The sequence below is a fragment of the Dermacoccus sp. Ellin185 genome (assembly GCF_000152185.1).
Taxonomy (GTDB): Bacteria; Actinomycetota; Actinomycetes; order Actinomycetales; family Dermatophilaceae; genus Dermacoccus; species Dermacoccus nishinomiyaensis.
This window is the reverse complement of sequence record NZ_AEIQ01000071.1, coordinates 1-20037: the sequence shown is the minus strand read 5'-3', so window position 1 is coordinate 20037 and position 20037 is coordinate 1. Positions and strand designations below refer to the sequence as shown.

Sequence of the window (20037 nt, the reverse complement as noted above, 5' to 3'; positions counted from 1 at the left end):
AACCCGCCATCTGGGGGTTGTCGATCAGAGGTGTCATTCAGTGCGCGAAGTGACGCGTACCGGTGAAGTACAGGGTGACGCCGGCCTTGTTCGCGGCGTCGATGACCTCGGCGTCACGAATGGACCCACCCGGCGCGACAACGGCCTGGACGCCCGCGTCGAGCAGGATCTGCAGGCCGTCGGCGAACGGGAAGAACGCGTCCGACGACGCCACCGAACCACGGGCCCGCTCGGCGCCCGCACGCGTCACGGCGAGGTTGCACGAGTCGACGCGGTTGACCTGGCCCATGCCGATACCGACCGACGCACCGTCCTTGGCGAGCAGAATCGCGTTCGACTTCACGGCGCGCACCGCACGCCACGCGAACTCGAGGTCACGCATCGTGGCCTCGTCCGCGGCCTCGCCGGCGACGAGCTGCCAGCGCTCAGGGTCGTCACCCGTGGTGCGACCGTCCTTGTCCTCGCCCTCTGCGTCGATCATGTCGCGCTCCTGCACGAGCAGACCACCGCTGATCGGGCGCATGTCGAAACCACCCGCAGTGGGCGCGGGCACGGTGACGAGGCGCAGGTTCTTCTTCGCGGTGAGTACCTCGAGGGCGTCGTCGTCGAACGCCGGCGCGACGACGACCTCGGTGAAGATGTCCTTCACCGTGTCCGCCATGGCCTTCGTCACCGGGCGGTTGGTCGCGATGATGCCGCCGAACGCGCTCGTCGAGTCGCACTCGTGGGCGCGCTGGTGCACGGCGGCGATGTCCTCGTCGGGAGCGCCGACGGCGATGCCGCACGGGTTGGCGTGCTTGATGATGGCGACCGTCGGCACGTCACCGTGGTCGTACGCGGCGCGGTAGGCGGCGTCGGCGTCGACGTAGTTGTTGTACGACATCTCCTTGCCGTGCAGCTGCTCGCCCTGGGCGAGGCCGCTCGCGTCGGCCGACGTGTAGAGGGCCGCCGCCTGGTGCGGGTTCTCGCCGTAGCGCAGGCTCGCAGCCTTCGTGAACGTCGCGCCCATCCAGTCGGGGAACTGATCGCCCGTCGCCTCGTCGTCCGAACCGGCGAGGTTCTCCCCCATCCACGTCGCGACGGCGACGTCGTACGACGCGGTGTGGACGAACGCCTCACGCGCGAGCTCGGTGCGCTGCTGCAGCGTGAAGCCGCCACCGTTGACGGCGGTGATGACGTCGTCATAGCGCGACGGGTCGGTGACGATCGCGACGGTGGGGTGGTTCTTCGCGGCCGCGCGCACCATCGTCGGGCCGCCGATGTCGATCTGTTCGACGCACTCGTCGATGCTCGCGCCGGACGCGACGGTCTCGGCGAACGGGTACAGGTTGACGACGACGAGGTCGAACGGTGCGACGCCGAGCTCACGCAGCTGCGCCAGGTGGTCGTCCTTGCGCGAGTCGGCGAGGATGCCCGCGTGCACCTTGGGGTGCAGCGTCTTGACGCGACCCTCGAGGCACTCGGGAAAACCGGTCAGCTCCTCGACGGGCGTCACCGGGATGCCGAGACCGGCGATGAGCTTGCTCGAACCACCGGTCGAGACGATCTCGACGCCGGCGTCGGCCAGGGCGCGTGCTAACTCCTCCAGACCCGTCTTGTCGTACACCGAGACGAGGGCCCGCTTGATGGGGCGCAAACCGTCACTCATTGATCAAAACCGTCCTGCCGTTGATGGACCAACCACGTGCGAACCTGCGGACGACGTCCACAAGCATGTCGCGCTCCTCGACCTTGATGCGTTCGTGGAGCGAGTCTTCGTCGTCATCGGCGCGCACCTCGACGGCGCGCTGCGCGATGATCGGGCCCGTGTCGACGCCGGCGTCGACGACGTGACACGTCGTACCCGTGATCTTGACGCCGTGGGCGAGGGCATCCCGCACACCGTGCGCGCCGGGGAAGCTCGGCAGCAGCGCCGGATGCGTGTTGATGACGGTGTGGCGCGCGAGCGTCGTCGCACCCAAGATCTTCATGAAGCCGGCCGAGACGACGAGGTGCGGCGGCGCATCGGGGTCGCCCGAGTCGTCGTCGAAGCTGCGCTCGATGGCGTCGGCGAGCGCCTTGTCCCAGGCGTCGCGGTCGGCGAAATGGGCGGTGTCGACGACGAACGTCGGGATGCCTGCGAGCATCGCGCGCTCGAGACCGGCGCACTCGCGGTCGGCACCGACGGCGACGATCGTGAACGGCGAGCGCTGACCGCGAGCGGCCGCGTCGGCCTCTGCGTCGATGAGCGCCTGCAGCAGCGAACCGCTGCCGGAGACGAGGACGACGACCTCGAGCGGTCGGGTGTCGGGGCACAGCTGCGGCGTGGCACTCACGTGCATAACCCTACCGACCGTGCTTGACGAAGCAGCGACTGCGAACCCGGTAGTCCTGAGGGGTGGAAAGCTGCACGCGCTCGCTCGTGAGGCACGGCTGCGACCTGCTGCGACGGGCGCAGCATTTCATGCTTCATATCGGCTCGACCCGGCCTATGCGGAGTACGCATCGCACGAGACAGGAGACGACCTCGAGCATGTTCGGAGCAATCGGGCGCGCCGCGATCAGCGCGAACGGCGTCGGTCCAACGACGAACACGCGGCAGGGTCACAGCGGTGACAATGCACCGGGGCCAGATCTACTGGTGCGACCTCGACCACGGGGAGAAACCCGGACTCGTCGTCTCGAACAACGCCCGTAACACCCATCTGCGCAGTGCTTTCGTCGTTCGCGTCACGACCTCGACGAAGCCGCCGCTGCCGAGCATCGTCCCGATCGAGCTCAGCGGCGCGAATCGCGCGGGCCAAGAACTCCTCGGCAGCGTCCTCTGCGACGACATCGAGGTACTCTACGACGACGATTACGTGCACCCCGGGGGTGGGTTACCACCGCACATCATGCGGCGCGTCGATGCTGCCCTCGAGGTGGCCCTGGCCCTCACGAGACCAGGCGATGACGCCGAGCACGCCACGCCGAGGTCAGTTGAAGAAGAACTTCTCGACCTCGTTGGGGTTCTGGCTGTAGGAGCTCTCGCAGGATTCGCGCGCCTGGTGGGTGTTGGCGCCCCACAGGCACTCCTGATAGCTCTTCGTGCGTTCGTAGTGCACGAGCGGCGCGGCCGTCATCACGAGCAGCAGCGCTGTCAGCACGAGGCCGACGAGGTTGGGCCCGAACGCGCCCGGGGCGCCGGCGCGGCGCACGTCGCGCAGGTAGCGGATGCCGTAGAAGAGCGACAACGCCAACGGGATGGCGGCCAGGCCCGACGCGGGCAGCGGCAGCCACGACAGCAGGAACCCGAGCAGCAGATACCGCAGCGACAGGACGTTGTTGCGCAGACCGGGCGGCAGCTGGGGCATCTCACTCACAGCACTCCCAACGATCGAGAACGACGATTTGATCCCGCCGCGCGGGCCACGTGCATCGCGTCACTTCTGGTGGCTCGAACGCCAGTGACGCGCCGCCGCCGTCGCGAGCGCGGGCAGCACGAGCAGTAGCGGCGCGACGAGCCACGCCTGCCACGACGGGCCGACGTACTCGAGCAGCCCCCGCGACACCGACGCCGTCGAGAACCACCACAGCAGCCACATCGTCACCGTCGTGACGGCGGCGGCGCTCGCCGCGACCGTCAGCTTCGCACGCAGACTCGCGAACCGGGTGAGTGCCCGGCCCGAGGCCCAGCCGATGAAGACGCCGACGCCGATGGGCACGGCGAGCGCCGCCCAGGCCCACGGCCCGACGTGGTCGGGCAGCGCCCCGAGGGCGGGGACCATCGGCAGGGTGCCGGGCGTCATCCCGGAGTGGCCGATGCTGACGGCACCCGCCTCGAACGGCGCGCCCGTCGTCCACCCCGCCATGTGGGCGAGAAGGTTGGGCAGGGCCATCACCTGCGCCAGCACGAGCAGGCAGCCGCCAACGACACCGGGCGCGAGCGCTTGCTGAACCGCCCACACGCGCGGCGCGTGCCAGGCGATGAGCACGACGAGCAGCAGCAGCGACAACGCCGCGAACAGGCCCGCGCCGCGCAGGCCCGCAGACAGCGAACGGCGCAACAGCAGCGGGGTGGCCTCGACGACGACCTCGTCGAGCGCCGCGAGTTCGGGCGAGTGCTTGCGTTCGTGCCAGGCCGTCCACGCCACGCCGAGCGCGGCCACGAGCGCCGGGCCCACGATGAGCGACCACCAGTGGATGTGGCTGTGGCCGAGCCCCGCGACGATGCCGAGCACCTGCGCCGCGACCACGTATCCCCCGACGTACGCGAGCATGATGGCGCGCAGGTCCGCGGCGCGCAGCCGTTCGTCGGGGAACGCCGCGCGCGCGCCGAAGCAAGCGGCGAGCACGCAACCGAGCGTCAGCAGCAGCGGGCTGAAGACGACCGTGATGCCGTCGACGACGACGTGCCCGCGATGTGCGAGCGCCCACAGGTCGATGGCGACGCCGAGTGTGTCGTTCCACGACGACGTCGACTGTGCATCGAGCGTCCACGCGGCGAAGACCGGGACCATGAGGACGATGAGTGACGCGAGCGCCGCGACGATGCCGTACCCGAAGGCGAGCGGGACGTGCGGGCGCCCGGCCGGTCGCGATTCGTTCGTCGAGCGACCATTCGCCCCGGTGCGCGCCGCATCTCGTTGAGACGGTCCTGTCGAACCTCGTGACGCCGAGTCACGAGACGCTGCGCTCTGTCGCGGCGGGCGGGAGCCGCCACCCACGCCGTCACGGGCACCCGCGCGCGCGGGTGAACTGCCGCCCGCACGCTGCGGGCGCTGCGGTCGAGGGCGTTTGTTCGCCGGAGACGAAGCGGACGAAGAACTGCGGGGGCGACGATCACTCATGGCCCGGCCATCCTCTCAGGCCGCGCTGGGCCGATGCTCGAGGCTCGCCGCAGGAACGACTGATCCCGCCACTTAGAGCAGGTGGCGGGATCAGCGAGAGGCGCGAGCCTCGGCCGCACGGGTCGAAGCCATGTGGCGCCGAGAGCGCTCAGACCTGACGGAACGCAAACGTCACTTGGCCTGGATGCGGATGGCCTGCTCGTCGCCGTAACCGCACTTGACGTCGATCGTCTTGATCTTCTTGCCGTTCGGCACCTTGTAGACGACGTCACCCGTCGTCGTGTCGCCCTTGTAGAGGGTGCCGTAGTCGAGACGCTGCCCGTACGAGGCGAAGTCCTCGCGCGCGGACGTGTTGTCGTCGAGCTTCACCTTGAGACACGTCGTGCCGGCGTTGAGATTCTTGTCGCCGAGGTTAGTCATCGTGATGTTGACGGCGACGAAGTGGTTGCCGTTGCCCGGCTTGTCGAAGTCGTTCTCGGGGGTGATCGGGTCGGCGATCTTGTTGACCTTGGCCGACATCTGCTTCGTCTTGACCTCTTCACCGACCTTGCCGGTCTTGGGGCCCGACGCGTCTCCCGAGTCGCCCGTACCGGTGTCGGAGGACGGGGACTCGCTCGTCGTGGGTGCAGCCGCGCTCGAGCTCTGATCCGGCGTGGAGGCCGGTGACGTGGCACTCGGGGCCGCCGAGGTGGCCTCGCCCGCAGCCGACGACGCGGCCGAGGCCACGGACGGCGCCGCGCTGTTCGCGGCCGACGTGGCCTGGGACGCGCCGCCCTCGACCTGGGTGCAGGCGCTCATGCCCAGCGTCATCGTGCCGGCCAGCAGGGCCAGGCCCATCCTGCGTGCGGTGGTCTTCATCTGGGTGTTCCTTTCGGTGCGTCCGAGCCGCGGCGGGCCCGGGCTGAGAGTGAAGTGGTCAGTGGGCGAGGTCGACGCGGATGGTGCGCTGATCCCCGGCGAAGTCGAGAGAGCATCGCACGTCGACGGACTTGAGCTTCTGGTTCTTCGGCAGCTCGAACGTCACGTCCCCGCTCGCGGTGTCACCCTTGTGCAGGGTGGACGAATCCATCGGCGAACCGTGATCGGCGAACAGTGACGCCGACGCCGACCCGTTCGTCGTCGTCTTGGCGTTGATGCACATCAACGGGCTGAAGTTGATCGGCGTGCCGCCGACGTTCGTCACCGTCATCGACACGGCCGCCCACTTCTTGCCGACCCCCGGCTTGAAGACCGCCGAATCGCCGACCGGCACCGGGTCGACGAGCTTGGTCACCTTCACCGACAACTTCGAGGTCTTCGCCTCCGCACCGACCTTCGTGGTGACGAGCCCCTGCTGGCCGGAGCCGAGCGGATCGGACGCCGGCGCAGACGACGCGGCCGCCTCGCTCGACGCGGCACCAGCGGACGTGGCGGGCGCCGACGACGACTCGGGCGCGGCAGCAGGCGTCGCCGCGCTAGGAGTCTGAGCGGCCGCGTTCGACGACACGGCGGCACTCGGCGGCGCAGACGCGCTCGCCGCCGGCGACGAACCGTCGACGCTCGTGCACGCACCCACCGACAACGTCACGCCCACAGCTCCGACGAGACCGAACCCTCGCTTCAAGTCCATGACGATCCCTCCCAGGTCGACGGACTCTCGCCCGCGTCATCATTCATAACTTAACCGTCACTGGGACGCCGCTGCATCATTACTGGTTCCATCCGTGCGCCGACTTCTCGCGGCCATGTCACCGGCACCTCGGCGACACGACGAACGCCCCCGCACCAGCGCGAGCCGATGCGGGGGCGTTCGTCGAGATCACCGAAGCGACGTTCGGTGAATCCGCCTCACTTGCTGAGGTTGTTCATGATCTCCGTCATGAGAGCGGCCGTCTCGGACGGCGTCTTGCCGACCTTGACGCCGGCGGCCTCGAGGGCCTCCTTCTTCGCGGCAGCCGTGCCCGCGGAACCGGAGACGATGGCGCCGGCGTGGCCCATCGTCTTGCCCTCGGGGGCGGTGAAGCCCGCGACGTAACCGACGACCGGCTTCGTCACGTTCTCCTTGATGTACGCCGCAGCGCGCTCCTCGGCGTCGCCGCCGATCTCACCGATCATGACGATCGCGTCGGTGTCGGGGTCGTTCTGGAACGCCTCGAGCGCATCGATGTGCGTCGTGCCGATGACCGGGTCGCCGCCGATGCCGATGGCCGTCGAGAAACCGAAGTCACGCAGTTCGTACATCATCTGGTACGTCAGCGTGCCCGACTTCGAGACGAGGCCGATGCGGCCCTTGCCGGCGATGTTCGCCGGGATGATGCCGGCGTTCGACTCACCGGGGCTGATGATGCCCGGACAGTTCGGGCCGAGCAGGCGCGTCTTCGAACCCTTGCTCAGGTTGTAGAACTCGGCCGAGTCCTTCACCGGGATGCCCTCGGTGATGACGACCGCCAGCGGCATCTCGGCCTCGATGGCCTCGACCGCGGCGCTCTTGGCGAAGGGCGGCGGCACGAAGATCACGGAGACGTTGGCGCCCGTCTCGGCCATGGCGTCCTTGACGGAGCCGAAGACCGGAACCTGCTTGGTCTCGCCGTTGACGTCGAAGTCAACCGTCTGGCCGGCCTTCTTCGGGTTGACGCCACCGACGACGTTCGTGCCCGAGGCGAGCATGCGCGCCGTGTGCTTCATGCCCTCGGAGCCGGTCATGCCCTGAACGATGACCTTGGAGTCAGCGTTGAGAAAAATCGACATGGAAGTCAGATCCCTTTCAGTTGGCCGCGGCCAGCTCGGCAGCCTTGCGGGCTGCGCCGTCCATGGTGTCCACGACCGTCACGAGCGGGTGGTTGAAGTCGGAGAGGATCGCACGACCCTCTTCGACGTTGTTGCCGTCGAGGCGCACGACGAGCGGCTTCGTCGCCGCGTCGCCGAGCTTCTTCAGGGCGCCGACGATGCCGTTGGCGACGGCGTCGCACGCCGTGATGCCACCGAAGACGTTGACGAAGACGCTCTTGACCTGCTCGTCGTTCAGGATGACGTCGAGACCGTTGGCCATGACCTCCGCCGAGGCGCCGCCACCGATGTCGAGGAAGTTGGCGGGCTTGGCCTTGCCGCCGGTGAAGTCCTCACCGGCGTAGGCGACGACGTCGAGCGTGCTCATGACGAGGCCGGCACCGTTGCCGATGATGCCGACGTTGCCGTCGAGCTTCACGTAGTTGAGGTCGAGCGCCTTGGCCTTGGCCTCCAGCGGGTCGGCCGCGGCCTTGTCCTCGAGAGCCTCGTGGTCGGGGTGACGGAAGCCGGCGTTCTCGTCGAGCGTCACCTTGCCGTCGAGCGCAATGATGTCGCCATCCTCGGTCTTGACGAGCGGGTTCACCTCGACCAGCGTCGCGTCCTCGTCGCGGTAGGTCTCCCACAGCTTGACGAGAACGGGCGCGACCTTCGCGGCCGTCTCGTCGTCGAACCCGGCGGCCTTGACGATCTCGTCAGCCTTCGCGCCGTCGATGCCGACGTTCGGGTCGACCTCGATGCGCGCGAGTGCCTCGGGACGCTCGACGGCGAGCTGCTCGATCTCGACGCCGCCCTCCTTCGAGCACATCGCGAGGTAGCTGCGGTTCGCTCGGTCGAGCAGGATCGAGAAGTAGTACTCCTCGGCGATCTTGGCGCCCTGGGCGATCATCACGGTGCCCACGGTGTGGCCCTTGATGTCCATGCCCAGGATGTCCTTGGCGTACTGCTCGGCCTCGTCAGCCGACTTGGCTACCTTGACGCCGCCGGCCTTGCCGCGACCACCGGTCTTGACCTGGGCCTTGACGACGGTGACACCGCCCGACTTCGCACCGATCTGCTCGGCGGCTGCCTTGGCTTCTTCCGGGGTGGTGGCCGTCTGGCCGGCCAGCACCGGAACGCCGTGCGCCTCGAACATGTCGCGCGCCTGGTACTCGAAGAGATCCACGCGAATCCATCCTCATCGTTGAAAGGAGTGTTCCTCTTGTGACTTTAACGCGCTTTGCCGTGCGGGGGTAACCAGGGGTTCGCGCCGGTGCTCTCAGGCGTGTGCGGACGCCGCGTCCCCGACGTTCTCGCGCACCCACGCGACGACCTCGTGCGTCGGCGCACCGGGCGTGAAGATGCGCGCGACACCCATGTCGAGCAGCGGCTTGATGTCGCCCTCGGGGATGATTCCGCCACCGAAGACGACGACGTCGTCGATGCCCTGCTCGCGCAGCAACGTCATCAGGCGCTCGAACTGCGTCATGTGCGAACCGGACAGGATCGACAGGCCGATCGCGTCGGCGTCCTCCTGCACCGCAGCCGTGACGATCTGCTCCGGCGTCTGGTGCAGGCCCGTGTAGATGACCTCCATGCCGGCGTCGCGCAACGCCCGCGCGATGACCTTCGCACCACGGTCGTGGCCGTCGAGGCCCGGCTTCGCGACGACGACGCGGAGTCGATCGGAGCCGTTCGTGGCGGCATTCGTAGGGGTGGCGTTCGTGGCAGGCGCGTGCTGGACCATGACTCAATCCTCTCGGGCGGTTACTCGCACTGTAACGCCCGCCACACCCTCCGCTCAGTTGATGATCCTCAACTCATGCGTGTCACAGCTTCGTGACGGGCGCGTAGCGCAGGAGCAGGCGCTTGGGTGGGCCGTCGCCGAAGTCGATGTGAGCCATCGCTCGGTCGCCCTGACCCTCGACGCGCACGACGGTGCCGAGGCCGAAGCTGTCGTGCGTCACCTTGTCGCCGGCGTCGAGGTTCGGGATCTCGCGCATGCCGCGGCCGACGGCGGAGTTCTTCGTGGTCGAGAACGAACCGGCCCCGGAGCTGCGACCGCTCGACGACATCCGCGCCACCGGCGCGGAGCCGCGCCCGATGACGGGGCCGTCATCGTCGTGCCTGCTGCCACCCGAGCCGTAGGGCGAACCGCCCCCGCTGCCGAACGCGGCGTACCCGCGCGGCTGGGACGACGCGAACGCCGTGGCCTCGCGCTCCCAGTGGACGAACTCCTCCGGGATCTCGCCGAGGAAGCGCGACGGCGGGTTGTACTGCGGCGCACCCCACGCGCTGCGCACGGCAGCGCGTGACAGGTGCAGGCGCTCGCGCGCCCGGGTGATGCCGACGTAGGCGAGGCGCCGCTCCTCCTCGAGCTCCTTCGTGTCGCCGAGAGCGCGCATGTGTGGGAACGTGCCGTCCTCCATGCCGGTGAGGAATACGACCGGAAACTCGAGGCCCTTCGCGGTGTGCAACGTCATGAGGGTGACGACGCCCTGATCTTCGGCGTCCTTCGGTATCTCGTCCGCGTCGGCCACGAGGGAGACCTGCTCGAGGAAGTCCTCGAGCGTCGCGCCCGGGTAGTTGTCGTCGAACTCGTTGGCGACGGCGACGAGCTCGGCGAGGTTCTCGATGCGCGTCTCGTCCTGAGGATCCTTGCTCGTGCGCAGCTCCTTCAGATACCCCGTGCGCTCGAGGATCGCCTCGATGAGGGGGCCGACGCCGCTACCGGACTCGCGCGTCTGCCGCAGGCTCTCGAGGATCTCGGTGAAGCCCTTGACGGCGCTCACCGACCGCGTCGCGATGCCCGGTGCCTCGTCGGCCCGCGCGAGCGCCTCGATGAACGTGATGCGCTCCCGCTCCGCGAGCGCGCCGAGGCATGCCTCGGCGCGGTCACCGATGCCGCGCTTCGGCGTGTTGAGGATGCGGCGCAGGTTGACGGTGTCGGCCGGGTTCGAGATGACGCGCAGGTACGCGAGCGCGTCCTTGATCTCCTTGCGCTCGTAGAACCGCGTGCCACCGACGACCTTGTACGGCAGGCCGACGCGGACGAACACCTCTTCGAGCGCGCGCGATTGCGCGTTCGTCCGGTAGAACACCGCGACGTCCTTGGGCTTGACGCCGTGATCGTCGCCGAGCTTGTCGATCGTGCGCGCGACGAACGCGGCCTCGTCATGCTCGGAATCGGCGACGTACCCGACGATCTTCTCGCCGTCGCCCTGATCGGACCACAGGTTCTTCTTGCGACGCTCCGGGTTGCGCTCGATGACGGAGTTCGCCGCGCCGAGGATGTTCTGCGTCGAACGGTAGTTCTGCTCGAGCAGGATCGTCGTCGCGTTCGGGTAGTCCTCCTCGAACTCGACGATGTTGCGGATCGTCGCCCCACGGAAGGCGTAGATCGACTGATCGGCGTCACCGACGACGCACAGGTCGGCCATGGGTACCGCGCTCGTGGCGCGCGAATCGCCCTCGGCGTCCTGGCTCGCCATGCCGCCCGAGGCGTGCTCCCCGCCGGCGAGCTCGCGCACGAGGACGTACTGCGCGTGGTTCGTGTCCTGGTATTCGTCGACGAGGATGTGCCGGAAGCGGCGCCGGTAGTGCTCGGCCACCTGCGGGAACGCCTGCAGGATGGTGACGGTCGTCATGATGATGTCGTCGAAGTCAAGCGCGTTCGCCTGCCGCAGGCGCTGCTGGTAGAGACGGTAGGCCTCGGCGACCTTGCGCTCCTGATCCGTCTCGGCGCGCTTCGCGGCCTCCTCGGCGTCGATCAGCTCGTTCTTCAGGTTGCTCACCTGGAAACTGAACGACTTCGGCGGGTAGCGCTTCGGATCGAGGTCGAGATCGCGCGTCACCATCGCCATGAGGCGCTGACTGTCGGCCGCGTCGTAGATCGAGAACGTCGAGCGCAACCCCACATGCTTGGCTTCACGGCGCAGGATGCGCACGCACGCGGAGTGGAACGTGCTCACCCACATCGCGTTCGCCGCACCCCCGACGAGCTGCTCCACGCGCTCACGCATCTCGGCGGCCGCCTTGTTCGTGAAGGTGATCGCGAGGATCTGGCCGGGCTGCGCGCCACGCGCCGCCATCAGGTAGGCGATGCGATGCGTCAGCACGCGCGTCTTGCCCGAACCGGCGCCCGCGACGATGAGCAACGGCGTCCCGAAGTGCTCGACGGCCTGCGCCTGCTGCGGGTTCATGCCCTCGAGCAGGCTCGCAGGATCGGCCTCGAAACGTCGCGTGCCGCGCCCCGAATCGGGGCTACCCCAGTGCGATCCGCGACCCAGCATCGGCGCGTCGTCGCCCCATGTGCCGGCGTCGGCGGGGGCCTCGTCGGGCGGCGGTTCCTGCAGGGCCCACAACGGGATGCCGGACGCGTCGACCGCCCCCGGATCGACCGCGGCGGCCCCGGGAGCCTCCGTGCTCGGGGTACGCGACGGCGACGCGCCGGTACCGCTCCTGGAGGAGGGACGGGAGGCGTCGGCAGCGGTCAGCGGAAGGTCGTCGAAGAGGCCACTCATGATGAGGCCAGTCTAGGAGTGAGAAGCGACAACCGCTCAGTCGACGAGCGCGGCGGCCGCGCGGCCGAGGACGGCTGCGGGCATCGGGCTCGAGGCGGCAGGGGCGGGCGGCATCGTCGCCTACCCTTGGGGCGTGGATGTTCAGGCGATTCTCGATGCGATTCCGGCCCCGGCCGTCTACGTTCTGACCGGTCTCATCATCCTGCTCGAGAGCGTCGGCATCCCCCTGCCCGGCGAGATCATGCTCGTCACCGCGTCGCTGTTCGCCTCAGGGCCGCACCCGCACGTCAGCATCCACCTCGTCGCACTGGCCGCCATCCTCGGCGCCGTCATCGGCGACTCGATCGGCTACTACGTCGGTCGACACTTCGGTGAGCGCCTGTTCGCGTGGCTCGGCACACGCTTCCCCCATCACGTCAACGACGAGACGATCGGGTACGCCAAGCACGCCTTCCACACCCACGGCATCTGGGCGGTGTTCTTCGGACGCTTCGTCGCGCTGCTGCGCATCTTCGCCGGCCCGCTCGCCGGCTCGCTGCACATGAAGTATGCGCGCTTCCTGGCCGCCAACGTGCTCGGCGCCATCTGCTGGGCCGGCGGCACCGCCTACGGCGTCCACTTCCTCGGCAAGATCGCCGAGAAGTGGATGAAGAACTTCTCCTACATCGGGCTCGGCGCCGCCGTCGTCCTCGGCATCGTGTTGACGACGGTCGCCCGCAAGCGCATCAGCGCCAACGTCGCCGAGTACGCCGAACGCAAGCGCGCCGCCGGTGAAGAGATCAACCCCGCCGATCCGCGCGCGGTGAGCTGACGGACGCTCACCCGAGCATGGCTGGAGCGACGAACGCCTACCCTTGTGGCATGTCCACGCTCAACGAAATCCTCCTGCTCGTCCACCTGCTCGGCATGGCCGCCATCGTCGGTGGCTTCCTCGCTGTCCTCAAGGCGCCGCGCGCCATCCCCGCGATGGTGTGGGGCGCGCGCCTGCAGCTGCTCAGCGGGCTCGCGATGGTCGGCGTCGCCGAGTCGCAGCACTGGTCGCTCGACCACACGTGGGTCGCGGTGAAGCTCGTCATCGCCCTCATCGTCGCAGGTCTGCTCGAAGTCTCCTCGTCGAAGGAGAAGAAGGGCGACAGCGCCGCGCCGCTCGTCCAGGCCGCCGCTGCGCTCGCCGTCATCAACGTCATCGTCGCGATCTTCTGGCACTGACCGACCACCCCGCATGACGAGCGGGTGCGACGACGCATGAGGCGTCGACGCACCCGCTTCGTCGTCGGTGGCCACGCCCCGTCGACGCATCCGGTCGCCGGCTGGGCTCGTGGATGGCTCGTGGGTGGCTCGGCGTCAACCTGAGGAGCCCAGCACCTGCCGCACCGATTCGAGCGCCCAGGGAGCCATGCCGCCGCTCGGGTAGCCGTCGGAGGTGGGGTCGACCACGTCGGCCGCCGCGAACCACGCCGCGTGCTGCGTCGAGCCCCCGACGTCGTGGACGGTGGGCTCGCTCGGCTCGTCGCAGCGGGCCGAGTAGATGAGGCGGACGGCGTGGAAGTCCTCGACCATCCCCTCCCTGCCATCGCCGACGCGGTGCGAGGACGAGACGTCCCACAACCGCGCGTCGCTGATGCGCTGCCCGGCCTCCTCCCAGACCTCGCGCGCGGCGGCCGCCTCGGGCGCCTCACCGGCCTCGACCCCGCCCCCGGGCAGGATCCACAGCCCCGGACGCCCCGTCTCGCGCGACAGCTGCGTCAGCAGCACGCCCCTCTCGCTCGTCACGACCGCGTACGCAGCCAGGCGTTGGCGCACCAGATCGACCGGGCCGGCGGCGCGCGCGACACCCGCGAGGCGATGATGAGCCGCATGCATGCGCGCGACCTCGAACGTCAGCTCGACGCCGTCATGCACGAGTGTCGCCGTGCGTAGGGCGACCGGTTTGAACCCCGCGTCGCGCACCTGACGCCGCGGCGCGATGCCCTGCGCCAACCGGGCACGCAGCACCTCGCGACCGTCCTCCAGACCCCGCACGAAGATCGGGATGTCGGGGACGCCGTCGCCCTTCATCGCGCCGCTCGCAGTGCCGCGGCCCGTGCGTACTCGGCCTCGGCGAGACGGACGACCTGATCCCACGTCTGCGCCGGGCGATGCGTGCGGTTGTACTCGGCCATCGTCCGGCGCAGGTCGGTGTCGAGCGCGAGGCGGATGATGGCCTGCGCGAGGTCGTCGTCATCGCCCGCGAGCAGCCCGTTGACGCCCGAGGTGACGAACTCCGAGACGCCGCTCGTCGACGGCGCGACGACGGGCAGCCCTGACGAGCGCGCCTCGAGCGCCGCGATGCCGAACGACTCGAGCCGCGCCGGCGCGACGTACAGGTCTGAGGCGCGGTAGCGGTCGTGCAGTTGCGCGCGCGTCATGCGTCCTGGCAAGGAGACCCACTCGTGGGCGTCGGCGAGGTCGACGGCGCGCACGAGCTTCGGGCGCAGGTCGCCCTCCCCCGCGATCTCGAGCCGGACGTTCGGTGCCTCGCGGTGCACCGCCTTCATCACCGAGAAGAACTCGAGCGGACGCTTGCGCGTGGCCAGCCGCATCGCCGAGATGACACGCACCTCGTCGCCCGTGCGTGGCTCGCCGGGCGTCCACGCGTCGGCGTCGATGCCGTTCGGCAGCACGACGACCTCGTGGCCGCGGCCGGCCATGTCGCGGATCGGGCGCGCCGCGACCTGCGAGACCGCCGACAACGCAGCGCCGCCCTTGGCCCAGCGGCGTACGAAACCGAGCGGCTTGAGCAGCGGACCGGCCCACGCCATGACGGAGTGCCACGTCACCGCCGTCGGCAGGCCCAGATCGAGGGCGAGGCGGACGGCGTCGAAGGAGAACACGCTGATGACGCCGATGTGCGCGTGGACGACGTCGAAACCGCCGTTCGACAGCGCCAGGCGAAGCTGCGAGACGGCCATCGGATTGAGCGCGACATCGTGCGGCAACCCGAGCGAAAACCGATGCACCGGGATGCCGTCGACGATCTCGAGGCCGCTGTGCTGCTCACGGTGAGCCGGGGTGACGGTGTACGCGACGACCTCGTGCCCCTGCGCCACCAGGCGCTGCGCGAGGTCGTGCACCTGCACCTCGATGCCGCCCAGACGCGGCAGATAGCAGTCGGACACGAGGGCGATCTTCACGGCACGAGTCTTTCATGCGAGAGGATGAAGACGATGATCACCACCCCAGACGGCCAGCCGCGACGCACCCTCGTCGCATTCCATGCCCACCCCGACGACGAGGCGCTGCTCACCTCCGGCACGATGGCGAAGGCCGCGGCGCAGGGGCATCGCGTCGTCCTCGTCGTGGCGACGGACGGCGCGCTCGGCCTCGCCGGGTCGGAATACGGCACGGCTGACGAGCTCGCGGCGCGACGTTGGGACGAAGTATCGGCTAGTGCCCGCGGGCTCGGCGTCGCCCGGCTCGAGACGCTCGGCTACGCCGATTCGGGCATGGGCCCGCAGGTGTTTCCCGACCCGCCGGGCAAGCGGCGCTTCGTCACGGTGCCCGTCGAGGAAGCAGCCGAGGCGCTCGCCGTCATCCTGCGCGAGGAGGACGCCGACGTCCTGCTCACCTACGACGCCGCCGGCGGCTACGGACACCGCGACCACGTGCGCGTCCATGAGGTCGGCGCGCACGCGGCTGAGCTGGCGGGCACGCCGCGCGTACTCGAGGCGACGGCGCCCCGCGACCTGCTCGTGCGCGCGCTGCACCTCGTGGCGCGTTTCTACCGTTTCCCCGACGACTTCGACATGGCCGGCTTCGAACGCGCCTACTCGGCCCGCAAGGACATCACTCATCGCGTCAACGTCCTCCGTCAAGCGGGCGCGAAGCGAGCGTCGATGGCGGCGCACACGTCACAGGCGAGTGCTGACGGTGACGCCGACCGCACCCTCGCCGCGTTCCTGCGCATCCCGCGGCCGCTGTACGACATCGTCTTCGGACGCGAATGGTTCCGCGACCCCGCCCACGTCGGCCCCGTCAGCCACGACATCTTCGCGGGGCTGACCGAGCACGAGGACCGCGCCGAGTGAGTTCGCCCTCGTCGTCCCATCAGCCCCGGAGCACCTCGCCTGACGCCTCGCCCGGCCATGGATCCCGTTCCGAGGATTCACCTCTGTCGCCCGCGATGCCGCGTCCCAACGCGTGGCAGAGCGCGCAGGCCGTCATCGGCATCGGCCTGGCCGCGGCGATCCTGTACTGGGGCGTGCCGTGGTTCGGCGAGACGACATGGCCCGAGATCGGGCGGCATCTGCAACTGCTCGGGTGGGCGAGCAGCCTCGAACTGTTCGCGCTCGTCGCGTTCGGGCTGTGGCTCTACACCTTCGCGCTGACCGGCTCCATACCCGGGCTGGGACACGTCAAGGCGCTCATCGTCAACGTCGCAGGGTCCGCGGCCGGCAACCTCCTGCCCGGCGGTGGCGCGGCCGGCGTCGCCGCGACCTACCTGATGCTGCGCTCCTGGGGGTTTCAGGCCGCAGCGATCTCGACGTCGGTCATCGTCACCGGCGTGTGGAACCTCGTCGCACGCCTCGCGATGCCGCTGCTCGGCGTCGCGCTGCTCAGCTCGACGGACGCACTGCCGAAGGGAGTGCGCCGCGGCGCGCTGACCGGCGGAATCGTCGGGCTCGTCATCATCGCCGCGTTCGTCGGCGTGCTGCTCTCCCCCGGTCTGACGCAGCGGTTCGGCGCGTGGCTCGATCGCCGAGTCGGTGAACGTGTGCGACGTCGCCGGCCCGGTTTCGAGATCGAGGCCACGCTCGTCGATCAACGACGCCGTCTGGCGGGCGTGACCGCGCACGGGTGGGCGCCGATGACGGTGGGCGTCGTCGGGTACCTCGCCGTCTACTTCGTGCTGTTCTGGCGGACGATGGAGGCGGTCGGCGTCGACATGCCCCTGAGCAAGTTGTTCGCGGCATACGCCGTCGGGCGCCTGCTGACGACCGTCGGCGTGACGCCGGGCGGCCTCGGCGTGACGGAGGCCGGCACCCTCGCCGTCCTCGTCGCATGGGGCGCGGACAAACCCGCCGCAGCTGCCGGCGTCCTCGTCTTCGCCTTGTTCACACACCTGCTCGAGGTGCCTCTTGGCGCACTGGGCTGGCTGGCGTGGTGGCTCATGCCGAAGCAACCCGTCCTCGACGCCGCGACGTCGCCCAGGTCGTCATCGCCGACCTGATATGACCAAGAATCGCGAATGTGGACAGGATTCGCGGTTGCGTCAGGGCCCCACCCCACCTGCGATTTTCGTCCACATCTGTGATTTTCAGTCGCCTTCGCGATTCTTGTCCCCATCGGCGATGTTCGTCCACATTGGCGAATCTCGTCGGCCTTCACGGCTGAGGTACACCCGACGTGGCGGGGTCAGTTCTTCTTCGTCAGACGTGCGACCTGGCGGGCGCGGGCTTCGTCGGCGAGGTGGTCGTCGATCTCGCCCGGCTCGAACGGACGGCCCGTCGCGCGCTCGGCGGCGACGGCGATGAGGAAGTCCGCGAGCTTCGGGTTCGACGGCAGGATCGGGCCGTGCAGATACGACCCGATGACGTTGCGCGTGCGCGCGCCCTCCTTGCCGTCCTCGCCGTTGTTGCCAAAACCGGAACGCACGTCACCGAACGCACGCTGGCCGTCGCCGAGCACCGTCGAACCCGAGTGATTCTCGTACCCGACGACGTCGCCGAACTCGGTCGACAGCACGACGGGCCCGATCATGCGCTTCGCGTTGCCCTGCGTCGTGACGTCGAGGATGCCGAGACCGGGCAGCGTTTCGCCCTCGACGGTGCGGAACGCCTTGCCGAACAACTGGTACATGCCGCAGATCATGAGCATCGGGACGCCGTCCTCAGCCATGCTGACGAGGCGCGGGCCGATGCGTTCGAGATCGGCCTCGACACGCGCCTGCCCCGAATCCTGGCCGCCACCGCCGACGACGAGGTGGATGCCGTCGGGCAGTTCGTCGCCGGGGTTGTGGCTCACGACGTTCGGTTCGTAACCGTGCCAGCGCAGGCGTGCCTCGAGGCAGCGCGTGTTGCCGAGGTCGCCGTAGATCGACATCTCCCGCGGGTACAGGTGCACGAGCGTGACGCGGCCCTTGCTCGGGCCACTCGGATCGCCCAGTGTCGTCGGGACGACATCCATCGCCGCCGGGTCCTCGTTGACCCGCGCCTGTACCTCACCCGACGTCGACGAGTCGGCTCGCACAGCATCCGTCGGCACCACGTCCATCGCCGCGGGGTCGTCGTCGATCCGAGGGGCAGCCGTCGGCTGGGGGTTCGTCTGCTCGCTCATTCGGCGGCGTCCTCTCCGAAGTCGGGCAGGTCGTAGCGCTCGGCGAGCGTGCGACGCAGCGTCATCATGGCGGTGTACGTGCAGAAGATGCGCTTCGGTTCGTCGGCGTGCTCGGCGAGGAACCGATCAAGAGCGGCGTGCAGGTCGGGTTCGACCGCGCGCACCTCGACGCCGTCATAGGCGAGCCGCAGGGCCATGTCATAGGCGCGCACCCCACTCGTCAGTTCGACGCCGCGCTCGCGCAGCGACGCGAAGTTGACGTCGTAGAGCCATGAGACGTCGCGTCCGTCGGCGTAGTTGTCGTTGATCGCGACCATGCTCGCGACCGGCCGGCCCCCGTACGTCGACAGCGCGACGGTGAATCCGGCCGGGTTCTTGACGAGCACGAGCTCGAGTTCGGTGCCGTCGGCGTCGATCACCTCTCCGCGCCCGAACGGCGGCTGCACGGCTTCGAGTGCCGTCACCGCCGTCTCACCGCGGAACGCGTGGCCGAGCAGGCGGCGCGCCATCGACGTCGCCGCGGTCGCGTTGATCATCGCGGCCAGACCGTGCTGACGCATCTGCATGGGCCCGACGTTGCCGCTGCCGTCGGCACGGTCGGCGAACGTCACGAGGAAGCGACGTTCGTCGAGCGGCTTGAGCAGACCGTCACCCGGGCCGACGAGCGGCGCGACGAAGTCGTCGTCGCTGCGCACGTCCTGCTCCATGAGCTCGCCGAGGCGGTCGGCGATCGTCTCGTCGACACCGAAGTACGACACCTCGACGCCATCGGCCAGGCGCCCCGCGATGCGCGCGACGAACGAGTCGTCGCGGTTGAGGACGACGCCCTGCGTGGTCTGTTCCGCCAGCTGTGCGAGCAGTTTCGCCGTGTAGTCGATCTCGGCGAATCGGTCGAGCTGGTCGCGTGCGACGTTGAGCAGCAGCGCATGCGTGGGCTTGACGACCTTCGCGAAGTGCAGCGAGTGCGCCTCGTCCAGCTCGAGCACCGCGATGTCGGCGTCGAGACCACCCTTGAGGGAGATCTCTCCGAGCACCGACGAGATGACGCCACGCGTGAAGTTCGAGCCCGTCGGGTTCGTGAACACGCGCAGACCGTGCGCGCGCAGCAGCGCGACGAGCATCTTCGTCGTCGTCGTCTTGCCGTTCGTGCCGGTGACGACGACGATGCCCTGCGGCAGGTCCGCGAGCGCCTGGGAGAGGAAACGCGGATCGATCTTCTCGACGACGAGACCGGGCAGGGCGCTTCCGCCCCCACGCAGCCTCGTCGCGATTCGCGCGGACTTGCCCGCGAGCACGGCAGCAGCAGTTCTCAACACCCGGCCAGCCTAGTGCGTGGTCCGCGCGACCTCCCGGACGGCACGCGCGGCGGAGGCGACGATCATCGTGACGCCCAGCGGGACGGCGACGAGTTCGAGCACAGCCGCGCCCACCCACCACGCACCGAAAGCGTTGACGTCCGTGCCCCACCCGAGGAACGTGACGACGGCCCACGCGGCGCCCGCAGCCGCCGCGAGCACGTCGTGGGGCGCCGGGCGGGGCCAGGCACCCAACGTGCCACCCGAGGCCGGCCGGCTGACGGTGGCGCCACCGGGGTGCGCTGGGGTGCGGCGCTCCCCGCGCGTCCGGGGGCCGACGCAGGCGGCTGCCTC

19 protein-coding genes and 2 pseudogenes are annotated in these 20037 nt (G+C 69.2%); 6 read left to right on the top strand and 15 right to left on the bottom strand.

The features are described from left to right. Window positions 1–37: 37 nt before the first annotated feature. Both purH and purN read right to left on the bottom strand, forming a co-directional pair. The gene (gene purH, locus HMPREF0321_RS07785) at window positions 38–1648 is read right to left on the bottom strand and encodes a bifunctional phosphoribosylaminoimidazolecarboxamide formyltransferase/IMP cyclohydrolase (RefSeq protein WP_006945564.1); all 1611 of its coding nucleotides are present in this window, start codon (window positions 1646–1648) and stop codon (window positions 38–40) included. Next, on the bottom strand, window positions 1641–2321 hold the full coding sequence (gene purN / locus HMPREF0321_RS07780; protein WP_006945598.1) for a phosphoribosylglycinamide formyltransferase: 681 nt from the start codon (window positions 2319–2321) through the stop codon (window positions 1641–1643). The genes purH and purN overlap by 8 nt, the downstream gene beginning before the upstream one ends. A gap of 276 nt (window positions 2322–2597) precedes the next feature. Between purN and HMPREF0321_RS17395 the strand changes: the two are divergent. Beyond that, a pseudogene (locus HMPREF0321_RS17395) lies at window positions 2598–2894 on the top strand (type II toxin-antitoxin system PemK/MazF family toxin); the annotation flags it as partial. 60 nt (window positions 2895–2954) lie between these two features. Here HMPREF0321_RS17395 and HMPREF0321_RS17040 read toward each other — a convergent pair. Further along, window positions 2955–3341, bottom strand: coding sequence for a hypothetical protein (locus HMPREF0321_RS17040; protein ID WP_006945610.1), 387 nt, complete (start codon window positions 3339–3341; stop codon window positions 2955–2957). 60 nt (window positions 3342–3401) lie between these two features. Further along, complete coding sequence (locus HMPREF0321_RS07765) at window positions 3402–4478, bottom strand: DUF6350 family protein (protein WP_040014688.1); 1077 nt, start codon at window positions 4476–4478, stop codon at window positions 3402–3404. Between the two features lie 7 nt (window positions 4479–4485). Here HMPREF0321_RS07765 and HMPREF0321_RS17250 point away from each other — a divergent pair, with 7 nt between their 5' ends. Beyond that, window positions 4486–4608 carry a hypothetical protein gene (locus HMPREF0321_RS17250; protein WP_255356545.1) on the top strand — a complete coding sequence of 41 codons (123 nt, stop codon included), beginning with the start codon at window positions 4486–4488 and terminating at the stop codon, window positions 4606–4608. Window positions 4609–4979: 371 nt separating this feature from the next. On the opposite strand, the gene HMPREF0321_RS14875 is transcribed toward HMPREF0321_RS17250, so the two are convergent. The 6 genes from HMPREF0321_RS14875 to pcrA all read right to left on the bottom strand — a co-directional run bounded on the left by HMPREF0321_RS14875 (window position 4980) and on the right by pcrA (window position 12073). Then, complete coding sequence (locus HMPREF0321_RS14875; RefSeq protein WP_006945612.1) at window positions 4980–5666, bottom strand: DUF4352 domain-containing protein; 687 nt, start codon at window positions 5664–5666, stop codon at window positions 4980–4982. A gap of 58 nt (window positions 5667–5724) precedes the next feature. Continuing rightward, on the bottom strand, window positions 5725–6417 hold the full coding sequence (locus HMPREF0321_RS14870; RefSeq protein ID WP_006945608.1) for a DUF4352 domain-containing protein: 693 nt from the start codon (window positions 6415–6417) through the stop codon (window positions 5725–5727). 218 nt (window positions 6418–6635) lie between these two features. After that, window positions 6636–7535 (bottom strand): succinate--CoA ligase subunit alpha, encoded by a 900-nt coding sequence (gene sucD / locus HMPREF0321_RS07750; RefSeq protein ID WP_006945593.1) that lies wholly within the window; start codon window positions 7533–7535, stop codon window positions 6636–6638. Window positions 7536–7551: 16 nt separating this feature from the next. Then, window positions 7552–8736, bottom strand: a complete 1185-nt coding sequence (sucC, locus tag HMPREF0321_RS07745; RefSeq protein WP_006945596.1) for an ADP-forming succinate--CoA ligase subunit beta — start codon at window positions 8734–8736, stop codon at window positions 7552–7554. 93 nt (window positions 8737–8829) lie between these two features. Beyond that, a complete protein-coding gene (locus HMPREF0321_RS07740) occupies window positions 8830–9297 on the bottom strand; it encodes a cobalamin B12-binding domain-containing protein (RefSeq protein ID WP_006945578.1) in 468 nt (155 codons plus the stop codon). An 82-nt stretch (window positions 9298–9379) separates the two neighbouring features. Next, window positions 9380–12073 carry a DNA helicase PcrA gene (pcrA, locus tag HMPREF0321_RS07735; RefSeq protein WP_006945592.1) on the bottom strand — a complete coding sequence of 898 codons (2694 nt, stop codon included), beginning with the start codon at window positions 12071–12073 and terminating at the stop codon, window positions 9380–9382. A 133-nt stretch (window positions 12074–12206) separates the two neighbouring features. Here pcrA and HMPREF0321_RS07730 point away from each other — a divergent pair, with 133 nt between their 5' ends. Further along, window positions 12207–12884, top strand: coding sequence for a DedA family protein (locus tag HMPREF0321_RS07730; protein WP_006945586.1), 678 nt, complete (start codon window positions 12207–12209; stop codon window positions 12882–12884). 50 nt (window positions 12885–12934) lie between these two features. Further along, entirely contained in the window at window positions 12935–13282 is a 348-nt protein-coding gene (locus HMPREF0321_RS07725; protein ID WP_006945590.1) for a hypothetical protein, read from the top strand. Between the two features lie 135 nt (window positions 13283–13417). On the opposite strand, the gene HMPREF0321_RS07720 is transcribed toward HMPREF0321_RS07725, so the two are convergent. Further along, window positions 13418–14131, bottom strand: a complete 714-nt coding sequence (locus HMPREF0321_RS07720) for an NUDIX hydrolase (protein WP_006945591.1) — start codon at window positions 14129–14131, stop codon at window positions 13418–13420. Then, entirely contained in the window at window positions 14128–15246 is a 1119-nt protein-coding gene (locus tag HMPREF0321_RS07715) for a glycosyltransferase family 4 protein (RefSeq protein WP_006945566.1), read from the bottom strand. The genes HMPREF0321_RS07720 and HMPREF0321_RS07715 overlap by 4 nt, the downstream gene beginning before the upstream one ends. Before the next feature lie 24 nt (window positions 15247–15270). Between HMPREF0321_RS07715 and HMPREF0321_RS07710 the strand changes: the two genes are divergently transcribed. Together HMPREF0321_RS07710 and HMPREF0321_RS07705 are read left to right on the top strand one after the other, a co-directional pair. Then, window positions 15271–16140 (top strand): PIG-L deacetylase family protein, encoded by an 870-nt coding sequence (locus HMPREF0321_RS07710; protein ID WP_006945585.1) that lies wholly within the window; start codon window positions 15271–15273, stop codon window positions 16138–16140. A gap of 95 nt (window positions 16141–16235) precedes the next feature. After that, window positions 16236–17282 carry a lysylphosphatidylglycerol synthase transmembrane domain-containing protein gene (locus HMPREF0321_RS07705; protein ID WP_139023593.1) on the top strand — a complete coding sequence of 349 codons (1047 nt, stop codon included), beginning with the start codon at window positions 16236–16238 and terminating at the stop codon, window positions 17280–17282. A gap of 185 nt (window positions 17283–17467) precedes the next feature. Here HMPREF0321_RS07705 and HMPREF0321_RS07700 read toward each other — a convergent pair whose 3' ends face one another. From HMPREF0321_RS07700 to HMPREF0321_RS16465, 3 genes and pseudogenes are all read right to left on the bottom strand, one after another. Continuing rightward, window positions 17468–18388, bottom strand: a complete 921-nt coding sequence (locus tag HMPREF0321_RS07700) for a type 1 glutamine amidotransferase (protein ID WP_006945584.1) — start codon at window positions 18386–18388, stop codon at window positions 17468–17470. Further along, window positions 18385–19704 carry a Mur ligase family protein gene (locus HMPREF0321_RS07695; RefSeq protein ID WP_006945581.1) on the bottom strand — a complete coding sequence of 440 codons (1320 nt, stop codon included), beginning with the start codon at window positions 19702–19704 and terminating at the stop codon, window positions 18385–18387. Before HMPREF0321_RS07695 ends, HMPREF0321_RS07700 begins: the two co-directional genes overlap by 4 nt. 9 nt (window positions 19705–19713) lie before the next feature. Further along, window positions 19714–20037: pseudogene (locus HMPREF0321_RS16465) on the bottom strand (hypothetical protein); the annotation flags it as partial.

Bases quoted from the DNA above. Each gene is read 5' to 3' on its own strand.
- HMPREF0321_RS07700 (WP_006945584.1), bottom strand. From the start codon at position 18,388: ATGAGCGAGCAGACGAACCCCCAGCCGACGGCTGCCCCTCGGATCGAC.
- HMPREF0321_RS07705 (WP_139023593.1), top strand. From the start codon at position 16,236: ATGCCGCGTCCCAACGCGTGGCAGAGCGCGCAGGCCGTCATCGGCATC.
- HMPREF0321_RS14875 (WP_006945612.1), bottom strand. From the start codon at position 5,666: ATGAAGACCACCGCACGCAGGATGGGCCTGGCCCTGCTGGCCGGCACG.
- HMPREF0321_RS07720 (WP_006945591.1), bottom strand. From the start codon at position 14,131: ATGAAGGGCGACGGCGTCCCCGACATCCCGATCTTCGTGCGGGGTCTG.
- purN (WP_006945598.1), bottom strand. From the start codon at position 2,321: ATGCACGTGAGTGCCACGCCGCAGCTGTGCCCCGACACCCGACCGCTC.
- HMPREF0321_RS14870 (WP_006945608.1), bottom strand. From the start codon at position 6,417: ATGGACTTGAAGCGAGGGTTCGGTCTCGTCGGAGCTGTGGGCGTGACG.
- pcrA (WP_006945592.1), bottom strand. From the start codon at position 12,073: ATGAGTGGCCTCTTCGACGACCTTCCGCTGACCGCTGCCGACGCCTCC.
- HMPREF0321_RS07740 (WP_006945578.1), bottom strand. From the start codon at position 9,297: ATGGTCCAGCACGCGCCTGCCACGAACGCCACCCCTACGAATGCCGCC.
- HMPREF0321_RS07725 (WP_006945590.1), top strand. From the start codon at position 12,935: ATGTCCACGCTCAACGAAATCCTCCTGCTCGTCCACCTGCTCGGCATG.
- HMPREF0321_RS07710 (WP_006945585.1), top strand. From the start codon at position 15,271: ATGAAGACGATGATCACCACCCCAGACGGCCAGCCGCGACGCACCCTC.
- purH (WP_006945564.1), bottom strand. From the start codon at position 1,648: ATGAGTGACGGTTTGCGCCCCATCAAGCGGGCCCTCGTCTCGGTGTAC.
- HMPREF0321_RS17250 (WP_255356545.1), top strand. From the start codon at position 4,486: ATGAGTGACGCGAGCGCCGCGACGATGCCGTACCCGAAGGCGAGCGGG.
- HMPREF0321_RS07765 (WP_040014688.1), bottom strand. From the start codon at position 4,478: ATGGTCCCGGTCTTCGCCGCGTGGACGCTCGATGCACAGTCGACGTCG.
- sucD (WP_006945593.1), bottom strand. From the start codon at position 7,535: ATGTCGATTTTTCTCAACGCTGACTCCAAGGTCATCGTTCAGGGCATG.